This window comes from Chromobacterium sp. Rain0013 (genome assembly GCF_015291765.1).
In the GTDB taxonomy this organism is placed as follows: domain Bacteria; phylum Pseudomonadota; class Gammaproteobacteria; order Burkholderiales; family Chromobacteriaceae; genus Chromobacterium; species Chromobacterium haemolyticum.
Map to the genome: position 1 here is coordinate 1,442,379 of NZ_CP031514.1, position 15,481 is coordinate 1,457,859.

Annotated in this window: 16 protein-coding genes; all 16 read left to right on the forward strand. The window is 64.9% G+C overall.

Annotated elements, in window-relative coordinates; all coding sequences use genetic code 11:
* Positions 1-80: 80 nt before the first annotated feature.
* The 16 genes from DXT74_RS06810 (at position 81) to leuE (ending at position 15,473) form a co-directional block, all read left to right on the forward strand.
* Complete coding sequence (locus DXT74_RS06810; RefSeq protein WP_194427607.1) at positions 81-1,862, forward strand: acyl-CoA dehydrogenase C-terminal domain-containing protein; 1,782 nt, start codon at positions 81-83, stop codon at positions 1,860-1,862.
* Positions 1,863-2,339: 477 nt separating this feature from the next.
* The gene (locus DXT74_RS06815; protein WP_143330256.1) at positions 2,340-2,966 is read left to right on the forward strand and encodes a hypothetical protein; all 627 of its coding nucleotides are present in this window, start codon (positions 2,340-2,342) and stop codon (positions 2,964-2,966) included.
* A gap of 11 nt (positions 2,967-2,977) precedes the next feature.
* Positions 2,978-5,134, forward strand: coding sequence for a type II secretion system secretin GspD (gene gspD, locus DXT74_RS06820; RefSeq protein WP_194427608.1), 2,157 nt, complete (start codon positions 2,978-2,980; stop codon positions 5,132-5,134).
* Entirely contained in the window at positions 5,131-6,591 is a 1,461-nt protein-coding gene (gspE, locus tag DXT74_RS06825; protein ID WP_043637902.1) for a type II secretion system ATPase GspE, read from the forward strand. Before gspD ends, gspE begins: the two co-directional genes overlap by 4 nt.
* Complete coding sequence (gspF, locus tag DXT74_RS06830; RefSeq protein WP_019100903.1) at positions 6,591-7,802, forward strand: type II secretion system inner membrane protein GspF; 1,212 nt, start codon at positions 6,591-6,593, stop codon at positions 7,800-7,802. Before gspE ends, gspF begins: the two co-directional genes overlap by 1 nt.
* 23 nt (positions 7,803-7,825) lie before the next feature.
* A complete protein-coding gene (locus tag DXT74_RS06835) occupies positions 7,826-8,086 on the forward strand; it encodes a hypothetical protein (protein WP_019100904.1) in 261 nt (86 codons plus the stop codon).
* 30 nt (positions 8,087-8,116) lie between these two features.
* A complete protein-coding gene (gene gspG / locus DXT74_RS06840; RefSeq protein ID WP_019100905.1) occupies positions 8,117-8,560 on the forward strand; it encodes a type II secretion system major pseudopilin GspG in 444 nt (147 codons plus the stop codon).
* Between the two features lie 14 nt (positions 8,561-8,574).
* Complete coding sequence (locus tag DXT74_RS06845) at positions 8,575-9,051, forward strand: prepilin-type N-terminal cleavage/methylation domain-containing protein (RefSeq protein WP_043637897.1); 477 nt, start codon at positions 8,575-8,577, stop codon at positions 9,049-9,051.
* Positions 9,048-9,428 carry a type II secretion system minor pseudopilin GspI gene (gspI, locus tag DXT74_RS06850; protein WP_019100907.1) on the forward strand — a complete coding sequence of 127 codons (381 nt, stop codon included), beginning with the start codon at positions 9,048-9,050 and terminating at the stop codon, positions 9,426-9,428. The genes DXT74_RS06845 and gspI overlap by 4 nt, the downstream gene beginning before the upstream one ends.
* Positions 9,425-10,000, forward strand: a complete 576-nt coding sequence (locus tag DXT74_RS06855) for a type II secretion system protein GspJ (RefSeq protein ID WP_194427609.1) — start codon at positions 9,425-9,427, stop codon at positions 9,998-10,000. Before gspI ends, DXT74_RS06855 begins: the two co-directional genes overlap by 4 nt.
* Positions 10,001-10,029: 29 nt before the next feature.
* A complete protein-coding gene (gene gspK / locus DXT74_RS06860; RefSeq protein ID WP_162179214.1) occupies positions 10,030-10,977 on the forward strand; it encodes a type II secretion system minor pseudopilin GspK in 948 nt (315 codons plus the stop codon).
* A complete protein-coding gene (gene gspL / locus DXT74_RS06865) occupies positions 10,964-12,154 on the forward strand; it encodes a type II secretion system protein GspL (protein WP_194427610.1) in 1,191 nt (396 codons plus the stop codon). Before gspK ends, gspL begins: the two co-directional genes overlap by 14 nt.
* A 1-nt stretch (position 12,155) precedes the next feature.
* Positions 12,156-12,665, forward strand: a complete 510-nt coding sequence (gspM, locus tag DXT74_RS06870) for a type II secretion system protein GspM (protein WP_019100911.1) — start codon at positions 12,156-12,158, stop codon at positions 12,663-12,665.
* Complete coding sequence (locus DXT74_RS06875; RefSeq protein WP_114153181.1) at positions 12,662-13,411, forward strand: type II secretion system protein N; 750 nt, start codon at positions 12,662-12,664, stop codon at positions 13,409-13,411. The genes gspM and DXT74_RS06875 overlap by 4 nt, the downstream gene beginning before the upstream one ends.
* A gap of 268 nt (positions 13,412-13,679) precedes the next feature.
* Complete coding sequence (gene carA / locus DXT74_RS06880; RefSeq protein WP_114153180.1) at positions 13,680-14,807, forward strand: glutamine-hydrolyzing carbamoyl-phosphate synthase small subunit; 1,128 nt, start codon at positions 13,680-13,682, stop codon at positions 14,805-14,807.
* Between the two features lie 15 nt (positions 14,808-14,822).
* Positions 14,823-15,473: a leucine efflux protein LeuE gene (gene leuE / locus DXT74_RS06885; protein ID WP_019100914.1), complete on the forward strand. Its 651-nt coding sequence runs from the start codon at positions 14,823-14,825 to the stop codon at positions 15,471-15,473.
* The last annotated feature ends 8 nt before the right edge of the window (positions 15,474-15,481 follow it).

A 15,481-nucleotide genomic window follows, 5' to 3' on the forward strand; every position in this document is an offset into this window, starting at 1 on the left:
CGGCTTTTTCATGTCTGCGAATAGAAACCGATTGCCGGCTGCGGAGGCCATCCCAGCCATCCAAACACGAGGAGAAGGCGATGATTTATCAAGCACCGATCAAGGACATCCAATTCGCGCTTAACGAGTTGGCCGAGCTTCCGGCCATTTGCGGCCTGCCGGGCTATGGCGAGTGCTCGGTGGAACTGGTGGACGCCATTTTGGAAGAGGGCGCCAAGTTTGCCGAGGGCGTATTGGCTCCCATCAACAAGCAAGGCGATCAGGGCGCGAAATGGCGCGACGGCGAAGTCAGCGCCGCACCGGGCTTCAAAGACGCCTGGCAGCAATACGTCGAGTCCGGCTGGGTGGGCCTGCGCGCGCCGGAGGCCTACGGTGGTCAGGGCATGCCGGCCCTGGTGGCCACCGCGGCGGAGGAAATGTGGTGTTCCGCCAATCTGGCCTTCTCGCTGGCGCCGCTGCTGACCTTGGGGGCGATCGAAGCCATTCACCATCACGCATCGGACGAACTCAAGAGCGTCTATCTGCCGCCGATGTCCAGCGGCGCCTGGACCGGCACCATGAATTTGACCGAGCCGCAAGCCGGCTCAGATCTGGCTCAGGTGCGCAGCAAGGCAATGCCGCAGGCCGACGGCAGCTATCGCATCAGCGGCCAGAAAATCTTCATCACCTGGGGCGAGCACGATATGGCGGACAACATCGTCCATCTGGTGTTGGCCCGCTTGCCGGACGCGCCGGCCGGGGTGAAGGGCATCTCCTTGTTCATCGTGCCCAAATTCCTGGTCAATGCAGACGGTAGCCTGGGCGCACGCAACGACGTGCGTTGCGTATCGCTGGAGCACAAGCTGGGCATCCACGGCAGCCCCACCGCCGTGATGAGCTTTGGAGATCAGGGCGGCGCGGTCGGTTATCTGGTTGGCGAGGCCAACAAGGGCCTGAACTATATGTTCACCATGATGAACCACGCACGCCTGGGCGTGGGCATCGAAGGTCTGGCGGTATCGGAACGCGCCTACCAGAAGGCGGTGGAGTACGCGCGCGATCGGGTGCAGAGCCGTGCCGTGGGCTCGCCCGATCCGACCGGCGTGGCCATTATTCAGCACCCGGATGTGCGCCGCATGCTGCTGACCATGCGCGCCCAAGTGGAAGCGCAGCGCGCGCTGGCCCTGTATACCGCGGCGGCGCTGGACCGCGCCGCGCGTCATCCGGTGGCGAGCGAAAAAGCGCGCAATCAGGCGCTGGCCAATTTCCTGATCCCTATCGTCAAGGGCTGGAACACCGAGCAGGCTAATGAAATCACCAGTCTGGCGCTGCAGGTGCACGGCGGCATGGGATATATCGAGGAAACCGGGGTTGCGCAGTACTACCGCGACGCGCGCATCACCGCCATCTACGAAGGCACCACCGGCATTCAGGCGCTGGACTTGATTGGCCGCAAGACCGCCGGCGAGAGCGGCGTCACTGCCCGCGCCTTGCTGGAAGAGGCGGCCGGTTGCGCGGTCAAGCTGCGCGCGGCGGGCTTGACCAGCCTGGCGGACAATCTGGATGAGGCGGTCAAGCAGGCGCGCCGCAGCGTCGATTTCATCCTGGCCACCTTCGCGGGGCAACCGCAACGTGCGGCGGCCGGATCGGTGCCCTTCCTCAAGCTGATGGGCATTACCCTGGGCGGCTGGCAGATGTCGCGCGCGGCGCTGATCGCCCAGGCCAAGCTGGGCGAGGCCGATGTGGATCACAACTTCTTCAAAGCCAAGCTGGCCACTGCGCGTTTCTACGGCGAGCACTTGCTGCCGCAGGCGGGCGGTTTGGCGGCCGCGATCGTGGAAGGCGCGGACAGCGTGCTGGAGATGGACGAAGCCTGGTTCTGAGGCGGGGAGAAAGGCCAAGAAGACGCCGCGGGTTCCGCGGCGTTTTTTGTTGCCTGGCCGATGCAAGAGCGATTCTTGCATGAGTTTGTAATCGGCCTTTGAGATAATGAAAAAGACCTTGTTGCGAGATGCTGTGCTGCAATATCAAAAACCGTTTGTCATTAAAAATATTTTGCCGCATAGTGTTTGTTCCGCCCCTAGCTACGGGCAGTGTGCGAAATCGGGCGAAAAAATAGTCCTTAATAGAAGAATTAATCGCATGGCGCGCTGATATTCGCCTGAATATTGCCGGGCTATGCAATTCGGTCTTTTTTTGGATTGACCGTATCCTGATGGCGTGCAAATAATCCGCTGCATGACTCACAGCCATGCTTGAGCCAGACCCTCGCCGATTCCACCAAGACGCGAGCGTTTGCTTGAGTCTGGCCGCAAGGTCCGCGCTTAGATTTCAAGAATGAATACAGAAGCCAGGATGCAATGAAGCAAGTGGTCCATTGGAGTGAAAAGGGGAAGCGATTGTTGCCGTCGGCCGCGATGCTGGGACGTCTGGTCGCCGCTTTGCCTTGGCTGGCGCTGGCCGGCGCCGCCGTGTGGCTGGGTACGGTCGCCGCGCCGTTGCTGGGCCCCGCCGCCAAGCAGTGGCGAGGCTTAAGCGAGCCGGCGCCGCAGTCCGCTGCCGCCAATGTGGCGATGGCGCACTGGTTTGGCGAGCCGGTGGCGCAACAGGCCGCGGCTTTGCCGCCGGTCAAGCTAATCGGCGTGTACGCTCCGCAGGCTTCCGGCGCGCCCGGCTTCGCGGTGATAGACGACAATGGCCGTTCGGTGGCCTTGTTGCTGGGCAAAACGACGCCGGATGGCTGGGAGCTGGCTCAGATCACCGCCTCCGGCGTGTTGATGCGTTCCGGCGGCAGCGAGCAGTTTGTGCCCTTGGTTGAGCGCGTGCCCGGCGCGGGGGCCGTGGTTGGCGGCAATATCCCGCCGACGATGCCGCCGCCGATTTCTCCTCCTTCCCAGGCCCCCGTTTCTCCCCCCGCCGTGGTCCCTGTGAATCCTGAAACCCCGCCGCAACCTGGGCTGGATTCCGCCAGCATGGTTCGCCAATAAGAAGACTGAATATGCGTATCCACAAACTCGTCGCCATCCTGGCCCTGGTCTACGGTTGCAACGCCGCATTGGCCGCCACCCCGCAGAACGATGGAGTGATGCTCAACTTCGTCAACGCCGACATCGAAACCGTGGTCAAGGCGATAGGCGAGATCACCGGCAAGAACTTCATCATCGACCCGCGAGTGAAGGGCACGGTCAACATCGTGTCCAGCAAGCCGGTGCCGCGCGCCTTGTCCTATCAGATCCTGTTGTCTTCCTTGCGTTTGCAGGGCTTCTCAGCGGTGGAGGGCGGCGGCGTGGTCAAGATCGTGCCGGAGGCCGACGCCAAGTTGCACGCCAAGGCCAGCAAGAACATTCCGCGCGGCGACGGCGATCGATTGATCACCAAGGTGTTCACGCTCAAATACGGCAATGCGAATCAGCTGGTGCCGGTGATCCGTCCCATCGTGTCGCCCAACAACACGATTGCAGCCTACCCGCAGTCCAACGCGCTGATCGTCACCGACTACGCGGACAATATCCAGCGCATCGAGTCCATTATCGACTCGATCGAAAGCGCGGCCTCGGGCGATACCGTGGTGGTGCCGGTGCTGTTCGGCTCCGCGGTGGAGTTGGCCGGCAGCCTGAACAAGCTGTTGCAGGACAGCGGCGCCGGCGCCGACGGCGGCAAGACCACCATCATCCCGGACGCGCGCGCCAATGTGCTGATGGTGCGCGCTGACACCCCGGGCAAGATCGGCAAGATCAAAAGCCTGTTAAAGCTCCTGGATCAGCCCAGTCAGGCCGGCGCCAATGTGCGCGTGGTCTACCTGAAAAACGCAGAGGCCGGCAAAGTGGCGCAGACGCTGCGCGCGCTGATGACCGGCGACGCCGGCCCCTTGCAGGGCCGCACCGCGGTGAGTACCAATGGCGGCTCCAGCTCCAGCCTGTTGAATCAGAGCGGTTCGGGCAGCGGTTCCGCGTCCTCGTCCAGCGGCTCCGCCAGCGCCGCTCAGGCGGCCAGTCCGGTGGGAGGCGACAGCGCGTCCAGCAGCGGTAGCGGCGGCGGGGCCGGAGGCGGCGGTTCCATGATCCAGGCCGACCCCACCAACAACGCGCTGATTCTGAATGTGCCGGATTCCATGTACCAGAATCTGCGCAATGTCATTGACCTCTTGGACAAGCGCCGAGCGCAAGTGATGGTGGAGGCGCTGGTGGTGGAAGTGGCCGCGCAGCGGGTGATGGAGCTGGGCGTGCAGTGGCAGGCGCTGGGCGCGCTCAACGGCAACGGCGCCGGGGTTTTCGGCGGAACCAACTTCCCCGGTACCTCCAATCCGGGAATCATCGGCCTGTCCGGCGGGGCGCTGGCCGGCGGTACCGGTGCCGCCGCCACGCCTCTCGGCGCTCTGGCCGGCTCCGCCGGCCTCAACATCGGCTGGGTCAAGGGCACCGTCAACATTCCTGGCATCGGTACTGTGTTGAATATGGGCGCGCTGGCTCGGGCGATGGAGACGGAAATGGGCGGCAACATCGTGTCCAGCCCATCCCTGATGGCGATGGACAATGAGAAGGCCAAGATCCAGATTGGTCAGGAAGTGCCTATCCTGACCGGCCAATACAGCAATACCGGCAGCAATAGCAATGGCTCGGTCAACCCCTTCCAGACCTATGACCGCAAGACCATTGGTTTCAATCTGGAAATCACGCCTCAGATTTCCGAAGGCGGCTCCATCCGCATGAAGATTTTGCAGGAAGCGTCCACCATCGTGCCGGGCACCGATAAAAACCCGCAGGGTCCTACCACCAACAAGCGGATGATAGAAACCATCGCCAACGTCGACGACGGCGGCATCATCGCCATCGGCGGCTTGCTGCAGGAAGCGGTCAGCGACAATGAAAGCAAGGTGCCGCTGCTGGGCGACATTCCATGGCTGGGCGCCTTGTTCCGCTACAGCAACAAGAAGCGCGAAAAGACCAATCTGATGATTTTCATCAAGCCCACCATCGTCCGTGACGATCTGGGCGCGCGTTCCATCGCCACCGATCGCTACAACTACATCATTGGCGAAGGCCGAAAGGCGGAGAAGGAAAAACTGCAGATGAACCTGGATTCGGCGCTGAAGTCCCTGCCGGAGAGTGGCATCCGCTCGACGCTGGAACAGAGCCTGAAAGCGCAGCCAAAATGAACAAGCCCAAGCTGTCGCCGGCGCTGGGCTTTCCGTTCGCGCGCGCCAACGGCGTCATCCTGCTGGACGGGGAAAGCGGCCGGCATCTGCTGCTGCGCGAAGACAGCCGGCCCGAGGCCTGGGCCGAAGTGTTGCGCCTGCACGGCCAGGGGCTGGCCAGCGTGGAGACGCTGGAGGCCGCCTTGTTCGACAAGCGGCTGTCCGAGCATTACGCCAACCGCGACGGCGCGGCGGCCGAGGTGGTGGACGACATCGGTCAGGATTTGGACCTGACCCAGATGGTGGAGTCCTTGCCGACGGTGGAGGATCTGCTGGAAAGCGAGGGCGACGCGCCCATCATCCGCATGATCAACGCCTTGCTGACCCAGGCGCTGCGCGACGGCGCCTCGGACATCCATATCGAGGCTTTCGAAGACCGCTCGGTGGTGCGTTTCCGCCTGGACGGCTCGCTGCGCGACGTGGTCAGCCCGCACCGCGCGCTGCATGCGGCCATGGTGTCGCGGATCAAGATCATGGCCAACCTCGATATCGCCGAAAAACGCATTCCGCAGGATGGCCGCATCTCGCTGCGCCTGGGCGGCCGCCCGGTGGACGTGCGGGTATCCACGCTGCCCACCAGTCACGGCGAGCGCGTGGTGCTGCGTCTGCTGGACAAGGAAAACGCCCGCCTGGATCTGGCCACGCTGGGCATGGCGGCGGACACCTTGCAGGCGGTGGACAAGGTGATCCGCCAGCCTCACGGCATCCTGCTGGTCACCGGCCCCACCGGTTCGGGCAAGACCACCACGCTGTACGCGGCTTTGTCGCGGCTGGACGCGCGCCACACCAACATCATGACGGTGGAGGACCCGGTGGAGTACCACCTGGACGGCGTCGGCCAGACCCAGGTCAACCCGCGCATCGACATGAGTTTCGCCAAGGCGCTGCGCGCGATTCTGCGCCAGGATCCGGACGTGGTGATGATAGGGGAGATTCGCGATCTGGAAACCGCGCAGATCGCGGTGCAGGCCTCGCTGACCGGTCACCTGGTGTTGGCCACGCTACATACCAACGACGCGGCCTCGGCGGTGACGCGGCTGGTGGACATGGGCGTTGAGCCCTTCCTTTTGGCGTCCAGCCTGCTGGGCGTGATGGCGCAACGGCTGGTGCGCCGGCTGTGCCCGCACTGCAAGGCGCCGCATCCGGTGCCGCTGGAAGGTTCGGAGGACACGCCGCATTACCGGCCTGCGGGGTGTCCAAGCTGTGGCCATTCCGGCTACAAGGGGCGCTACGGCGTCTATGAACTGCTCTTGGTCGACGATCAGTTGCAGCGCTTGATCCATGATCGCGCTTCCGAGCAGAAAATGCGCGACTACGCCGCCCGCCACGGCATGCGCTCGCTGCGCGACGATGGCCTGCGTTGGGTCAAGGCCGGCGAAACCTCGCTGGAAGAAATCATGCGGGTGACGAGGAACTGATGGCCGCCTTCCGCTTTACCGCTTTCGACCCCGCCGGCAAGGAGCAAAAGGGCTTGCTGGAGGCGGACTCCGCGCGCGCAGCGCGCAGCCAGCTTCGCGAGCGCGGCCTGCTGCCGCTGGAGGTGGAAAGCGTCAGCGCCAAGAACGGGGACGCCGGCAGTTCCGCTCTGCGCCGCGGCTTGCCGCGCGCCGAACTGGTGATGATCACGGAACAGCTGTCCACCCTGCTCAACGCCGGCCTGCCGTTGGAAAAAGCGCTGACCGCGGTGACCGAGCAGTGCGAGCACCCGCGCAGCCGCACCGTGCTGGCCGCTTTGCGCAGCGACATTCTGGAAGGCAAGAGCTTCGCCCAGGCGCTGTCAGCCGCGCCGGGCGTGTTCTTCCCCTTGTATCGTTCACTGGTGCAGGCCGGGGAGCAATCCGGTCATCTCGACACGGTGATGGCGCGCTTGGCCGAATACTTGGACAAGCGCCAGAACACCCAGCAAAAAGTGATGTTGGCGATGGCCTATCCCGCCGTGGTCACCGTGGTGGCCATTCTGGTGGTGGCCGGCTTGATGAGCTATGTGGTGCCGCAAGTGGTCAGCGTGTTCGCGCAGACCAAGCAGACCTTGCCTTTCCTGACTCGGGCGCTGGTGGCCGCCAGCGATTTTCTGCGGCAGTGGGGCGTTGCGCTGCTGGCGGGCATTGTCGCCGCGCTCTTTCTGACGGTGCGCGCCTTGCGCGCGCCGGCGCTGAAGCGGCGCTTCCACGCCAGGCTGTTGAAGCTGCCGGTGTTCGGCCGTCTGCTGCGCGCGCTCAACACCGCGCGCATGGCCAGCACGCTGTCCATTCTGGTGGGCAGCGGCGTGCCGCTGCTGACCGCGCTAGAAACCGCGCGCGGCCTGATGACCTTGCTGCCGATGCAGGACGCGGTCAGCGAGGCGATGGCCAAAGTGAGAGAAGGCGTGGCGCTGTCGCGTGCGCTGCACGCCACCCGTCAATTCCCGCCGGTGCTGATCCATCTGATAGGCAGCGGCGAATCCAGCGGTACGCTGGCCCATATGCTGGACCGTGCCGCTCAGCAGCAGGAGCAGGAGGTGGAGCGCAAACTCGCCACCTTCACCACCCTGATGGAGCCGCTGCTGATCCTGTTCATGGGCGGCATGGTCTTGTTGATCGTGCTGGCCATCATGATGCCCATCATCGACATGAACCAGATGGTGCATTGATTTTTGCGGAAAGAAGCACGGCAATGTCTCACAAGGCAGTTTTACAGCAATGGGTGTTGGAAGCGCTGGCCGCGCATGGCGGCAAGGCGGACCGGCTGACGGTGGCCAAGCACATCTGGCAGGCGCGCGGGCGCGAGCTGGAAGGCACCGAGTTGTTCTACACCTGGCAATACGATATGAGCTGGGCGGCGAGCGAGCTGAGAAAGCTGGGCCAGCTCAAGCCGGCCAATGCCGGACCCGCCGGCGTCTGGGAATTGTCCGGCGAAGGCCCCTCCCTGTTTTGACCCTTTGAAACCTCGGTAGTAGGAGTAGATATGCGACACCTTTCCAAAGCGGCCCAGCGAGGCTTCACCCTGATCGAAATCATGGTGGTGATCGTGATTCTCGGCGTACTCGCGGCGTTGGTGGTGCCCAAGGTGATGAGCCGTCCGGACGAGGCGCGCGCCGTCGCCGCCAAGCAGGACTTGGGCGCGCTGAGCCAGGCCCTGAAATTGTATCGTCTGGACAACGGCCGCTACCCCAGCAGCGAGCAAGGCCTGCAGGCGCTGGTGCAAAAGCCGACTTCGGCGCCGGAGCCGAAAAACTGGAAGCCGGGCGGCTATCTGGAGCGTCTGCCCAAGGACCCGTGGGGCAATCCCTACCAGTACGCCAACCCCGGCACGCACGGCGAGATCGACATCTGGAGCTTCGGCGCCGACGGCGAGCCGGGCGGCGAGGGCGTGGACGCCGACATCGGCAACTGGGACGCGGTCAAGTAAGGCCGGAGCCGTTGATGAGCTCCTCCCTTCCGGCGCGCGGCTTCACCCTGATTGAGGTGATGGTGGTGATGCTGATCATCGGCGTGCTGGCCACCACGGTGACGCTCAGCATGCGGCCGGATACCCATCGTCAGGCTTCGGATGAGGCCTACCGATTGGCGCGGGTGCTGGAGCAGGCGGCGGACGCCGCCGAAATGGGGGATCCGCTGGCCCTGATGTGGGACGCCAAGGGTTATGGTTTCCGTCGTCGCGGCGACAACGGGGACTGGGGCGGCGCCAACGACGAATTGCTGGCCGACCGGCTGTGGCCGGAAGGTGTGCACGGCGGCGCGCTGTTGCTGGACGGCCAACCCTGGCCGGCGGGGCGGCCGCTGCTCTTGTGGCAGGACGGGCGCGCCAACGCGCTGGCTTTGCAGATCAAGACCGAGACGCGCAGCTTGGCCGTGACCCTATCGCCGTTGGGACGCAGCCGGGTGGACGAAGGCTCATGAAGCGCGAGCGCGGCTTTACCTTGTTTGAAGTGCTGGTGGCGCTGGCCATCATCGCGGTGGCCTTGGGCGCGTTGTTGCGAGCCACCGGTCTGGCCGCCGACAACGGCGAAGGCATGAAGCGCCGGATGCAGGCGGCCTGGGAGGCGCAGAACATGATCGCGCTGATGCAGGCGCGCCGCGAATGGCCGGATGTGGGCGAGCAGGCTGGAGAATTGGACGACGACGGCGCGCGCTGGCGCTGGCAGCGCGTGATCAGCCAGACGCCCAACCCCAATTTCCGCAAGGTGGTGGTGCGGGTGTTGGCCCAGGGCGATGGCCGTTATGTGCTGGCCGAGATGACCGGCTACCTGCGCATGAATGTTGGAGGCGGGTCGTGAGGGACGGCCGGCAGGGCGGCATGACCTTGATCGAGATTTTGGTGGCGATGAGCTTGCTCGCCATCTTGTCGGTGCTCGGCTACAAGGCGTTCGGCTCCTTGCTGATCTCGCGCGAACGGCTGATGCAGACCAGTGAGCAATGGGTGGACGCCGCGCGCGCCTTCCGGCGGCTGGAGGGCGATTTGACCGGTCAGATGCCGGCGCCGACGCAAGGGCAGGGGCCGAGCTTGGGCGGCAGCCAACTGTTGCTGCAAAGCGACGGCGACGGACAGACACTGACCCTGCAGAGTTTTTCCGCCCGCTATCCCGGCGGGCAGGAGCGCATCAGCTACCATGCCGGCGCGCAAGGCCTCAGCTGGGCGGCGGGCGACGCTCAGGGCGCGGCGCCGACCGCCTACGTGCTTTTGGCCAAGGACGCCGCGGTGCGATGGCGCGTGATGTTGGACGACGGCAACTGGCTGGAGAACTGGCCGCCGCGAGAAGCCAGCTCGGCGCGCAGCCCGCGCGCGCTGGAAATGCGCATCCGCATGCCGGGCAATGAATGGGCGAAACGGATATGGGCGCTGCCATGAGGGCGTCGGGGAGCCGGAAGCAGCGCGGCATGGCGGTGATCATGGCCTTGCTGATCGTGGCGCTGGCTACCACCGCCGCCTCGCTGGTGCTATGGCAGCAAGGCCTGTGGTGGCACCAACTGGACAATGATCGCAATCGCGCCCAACTGCGCCTGGTGGCGGACGCCGGCCTGGGCTGGGCGATGGAAATCCTGCGTTTCAACAACGGCGCGGCCGGCAACGGCGTGGTGGCCTTGTCTCAGCTGTGGGCGCAACCTTTGCCGCAGACCGAGGCGCAGGGCGTGACCGTGGCCGGGCAACTGAGCGATCTGCAGGGACGCTTCAATCTGAATTCACTGGTGCAGAACGGCCAGACCAATGCGCGGCAGCTGGTGTTCTACAAGCGGCTGTTGACCACGCTGGGTCTGCCCACGCGCTTGTCCGAACCGCTGGTCAGGCAGTTGCGCGGCGGCAAGGATTCGGAGGACGCCAGCCAGCCGGCGAGCGAGAGCCGGCCGCCGGAGCCGGGCGCGGCGGCGCCGGGCCATCCGCTGCTTCGCGTGGAGATGTTGCGCTGGTTGCCGGGCTACACCCCTGAAGTGTTGGACAAGCTGCTGCCGCACGTGGCGGCCTTGCCGGCGGACGTTAGCCAGATCAACGTCAACACCGCCACGCCGGCGGTGATGAAAACGCTGTTGCCCGGCGTGGGCGACGGCAATTTGCTGGTTTTGCTCAACCAGCGCAAGGTCAATTACTACAAGGACGCCAACGATTTCAAGGCGCGGTTGCCGGCGCCGGGCATCGTCGCCGACACCGATATCGGGGCGGCGTCCAATTACTTCATGCTGGACAGTTCGGCCCGGTTGGAACGGGCGCGGCTGGAAATGCGGGCGCTGATCTACAGCAATATGAATGTGGTGAAGGCGTTGTGGCGGCAAGACGGCGCGGTCCGCCCGCCGCCGGCCAGGGGAAACGGAAATCAGAATGACAACGCTTAGACTCTATTTGCGGGCCGGTTGGCCCGATAGCGAACCGGGGCTGCCCTGGGCCTTGCTGGGCGCGCGCGGCGAGCCGAGCGCTCAGGGCGACAGCGCGCCGGCCGGCTGGCCGCGCGCCGATCGTTGCGAACTGATCCTGCCCGCCGGCCGCACTCTGTTCACCCAGGCGCGGCTGCCGGCCGCGGTCAAGCAGCCTACGGCGGCGATGATGGGTTTCGCTCTGGAGGAGGGGCTGATCAATGATCCCTCCGCCAATCTTTACGCTCTTGGCGGGGAGTTGCCGGATGGCAGCCGGGCAGTGGCGGTGACCGAAGCGTTTCCGGTGCGCCGCGCCGTGGCCATGCTCAAGAGCGCGGGGCGGCTCTGCGACCGCATCCTGCCGGAGGAAAGCCTGTTGCCGTCGCCGGCGCGCGACGGCTGGAGCGTGGCGCGCGGTAGCGAGGGCTGGTTGCTGCGGCTGAGCGCCACGCGCGCGGCCTGGCTGCCCTATTGCGGCGAAACCACCGAACAACGGTTGTTTGCACGGCTGGCGACACAGCTGCCGCCGGCCAGCCTGATTGTGTGCGGGGCTGAAGCGGCCGGTCTGATCGGCTCGCGCCTGCCCGCGTGGCAAGGCGAGCCCAAGCAATTGGCCGCTCATGATTGGCGGCATGGCCAGGCACAACAGGCTTTCGATTTCGCCAACGGAGAATTGGCGGCCAATCGCCGCTGGCGCGACTGGGGGCCGGCGCTGAGACGGACCGGGCTGGTGCTGGGCGGCTTGCTGGCGGCGCAGCTGGCGTTGACCCTGGGTCAGGCCGGCTGGTACGCCTGGCAGAAACAAAGCCTGTCGGCCGACATTCGCGCCGCCGCCAAACCTTGGATAGGCGGTCAGGCGATGCCGGGCAGCAGCGCGCTGGCAATGACGCGGGCGGTGGACAAGCTGCGGCTGAGCCACGGCCTGCCGGCTCGCGACGACGCCTTGGAACTGATGGGCGCGCTGGCCGCGCTCAGCGGCCGCGATTTGCAGACCCGCACGCTTAGCTACGAAGGCGGGCGGCTCAAGCTGCAAGTGGCGGACGTGCCGGGGGAAACCTTGCAGCGCTGGCGCAGTCAACTGGCGGCTAAGCAGATCCGCCTGGACGTGACCGCCACCCAGCAAGGGACCAAAGAACTCAGCTTGTCCCGGGAGCCTTGAAATGAAGCAATACCGTGAACAATTCGTAGCCTACTGGCGGCAGCGCAGCCGCCGGGAACAAGGGCTGCTGCTGGCGATGGCCGTCGTGCTCGGCGTCGGCGTGCTCTACGCCGGTGTTTGGGAGCCGGCGGGCAAATCGGTGGAGCGCAACCGCGCCGCGGCGGCGCGCCTTCAAGCCGAACTAAGCCATGTGCAGTCTTTGGCTCGCGAGGCAGAGCAACTGAAGCGCCAGCCCGCGCAAGCGGCGCTGCCCGCCAAGGAGCTATTGCCGGTGATTCGTCAGGTGGCGCAGAGCCAAGGCTTGTCCGAGGCTGGCTGGCACTTGAGCCCCGAGGGCGAGTCCGGCGTGGCGATGGAGGGGACGATGGCGTTCGACGCCTGGGTCAAGTTGGCCGGCGTGCTGGCGGCTCAGCACCAGGTGCGCGTGCTCAGCGTGAGGGCGGAGGCGCAGCCGATGCCGGGCCAAGTGCATATCAAGGCGCTGCTGGCGCATGCCGGAGGCGGCGCATGAAACGAAAGATTCTGATTGGCGCGCTATTGGGCGCGTTGTTTCTGACCGGCCTGGTCGCCGCCTTGCCGGCGACCTTGCTGTCGTTGCCGCTGTTGCGAGCCACCGGCGACCGCTGGCAGTTCAGCGGCGCGCAAGGAACGGTGTGGCAGGGCAAGACGCAGTTGGTCTATGTAGGGGACAAGGGCGAGGTGTTGCCCATGAGCAGGATTGGCTGGAATTTCCAGCCCAAGGCCCTGTTGTCTGGCCGGGCGATCTGGTTGCTGGAGAGCGACGGCCAGGACGGCAAGTTGGAATGGGGCTGGGGCGGCGTGGAGGTGAACGGCGTGAACCTGACGCTGCCGGTGGCAGCGCTGGCGAATCTGTCCAAGACCTGGCAGGCGGCGCGGCTGGGCGGCGATCTGCAGCTCAAGGTCGGCCAGTTCAGCCGCAAGGGCGGCCAATTGGCCGGCAATCTCCAGCTCAGCTGGCTGGGCGCGGCCTCGCCGTTGAGCCCATTGTCTCCGTTTGGCTCTTACCAGATGGACGTCAACGGCGCCGGCGCGGGCGTGGCGTTGAACGTGGCGACGCTGGATGGGCCGCTGAATCTGAGCGGGCAGGGGCAGTGGCAGCCGGGAGCGGCCTTCGCGCTGAGCGGCAGCGCCGACAGCCCTCCGGAGAAATACGACGCCTTGAAGCCGTTGATGTTGATGCTGGGTAAACCGAGCGGACCGACCAGCGTGCAATGGCAGATTCGCCCCGGGGCTTGATGCCCGTTCATTTGTCATTTTATGGAATTTTCTTGTGATTTTTCCTGTTTGGCGTTACTATAGAAAGGTTTAACCAAACGGGACTGATGCGCCAGGCATCGAGTCCCGTTCTTCACATAAAGCAATTCGAAAACTTAGGGTAGGGACAGATCCCATCTGTCGCGGCCAGGGTCTTGCGCGAGCAAGGCGGCCAGGCGGACGGACGGGGTCAAACAAACCGGCGCAGCCGGTTTTTCCTTACCCGCCGCAAACGCAATAGGAGCAGCTTGTGTCAACCGTACCCGCAATCCTTGTCTTGGCCGACGGCACCGTGTTCAAGGGCAGTGCTATCGGGGCCGCCGGACATACGGTGGGCGAGGTGGTGTTCAATACCGCCATCACCGGCTATCAGGAGATTTTGACCGACCCCTCCTATACCAAACAGATCGTCACCCTGACTTATCCCCATATCGGCAACGTCGGCGCGAATTCGGAAGACACCGAATCTCGCGCCGTTTTTGCATCCGGCCTGATCATTCGCGATCTGCCGCTGTTGCACAGCAACTTCCGCGCCGAAGATTCCTTGTCCGCTTATCTGAAGCGGCACAATGTCGTCGCCATCGCCGACATCGATACCCGCCGCCTGACTCGCATCCTGCGCGAAAAGGGCGCTCAGGCCGGCTGCGTCATGGCCGGGGATGTCGATGAGGCGCGCGCGCTGGAACTGGCGCGGGGCTTCGGCTCCATGGCCGGCCAGGATCTGGCCCAGGTGGTCAGCTGCGACAAGCCGTACGCCTGGACCGAGCGCGAGTGGACATTGGGCGCCGGCTATCAAGTGCAGTCGTCTACCCGCTTCCATGTGGTCGCCTACGACTTCGGCGTCAAGCACAATATTCTGCGCATGCTGGCCGAACGCGGCTGTCAGTTGACGGTGGTGCCGGCCAAGACCCCGGCCGCCGACGTGCTGGCGCTGAATCCGCACGGCGTCTTCCTGTCCAACGGCCCTGGCGATCCGGAACCGTGCGATTACGCCATCGCCGCCATCCGGGACATCCTGAACGCCAAGCTCCCGGTATTCGGCATTTGCCTCGGCCATCAACTGTTGGGCCTGGCTAGCGGCGGCAAGACGTCCAAGATGAAGTTCGGCCACCACGGCGCCAACCATCCGGTGCAGGACCTGGACAGCGGCCGGGTGATGATCACCAGCCAGAACCATGGTTTCCAGGTGGATGAAACCAGCCTGCCGGCCAACGTGCGCGTGACTCACCGTTCCTTGTTCGACGGCACGGTGCAGGGCATCGCATTGACCGACCGTCCGGCCTTCTCCTTCCAGGGCCACCCGGAAGCCAGCCCGGGGCCGGAAGACGTCGCTTATCTGTTCGACCGTTTCATCGCCTCGATGGCGGAACGCGTTTAAGCGGGGAGCGGGGACATGCTGGGGATTACCGATCTCACCACCTATCTGCTGGGCGCCGTTCTCATTGTGCTGTTGCCGGGGCCCAACTCCATGTATGTGCTGTCGGTGGCCGCGCAGCGCGGCACGCGCGCCGGCTTTGCCGGCGCCGGCGGCATCATCATCGGCGACTTCATCCTGATGACGCTGGCGGCGACTGGCGCGGCCGGTCTGCTGAAGGCCAACCCGATGCTGTTCGCCGTGGTCAAGTATCTGGGCGGCGGCTATCTGGCCTGGCTGGGCTTCAATATGCTGCGCGGCGCGCTGACGGCCTGGCGCCGCTCCGCCCGCGGCGAAGCGGCCGAGGCCAAGTCGGTGCTGGTGGGAGAGGAAAATCCTTTTGTCAAAGCCTTGCTGATCAGCTTGATGAATCCGAAGGCCATCCTGTTTTTCGTGTCCTTCTTTGTTCAATTCGTTGATCCCGCTTACCCGCATCCTGCGCTGACCTTCGTCGCGCTGGGGCTGATCGTGGAAGCGTGCAGCACGCTGTATCTGACCGCGCTGATCGTCGCCGGCCACCGGCTGGCCCAGGCCTTCCGCCGCCGTCGCAAGTTGAGTGCGGCGCTGGGCGGCTCGGTGGGCGCGCTGTTCGTCGGCTTCGGCGCCAAGCTGGCCGCGGCCAGCTTGTAACGCAGAGA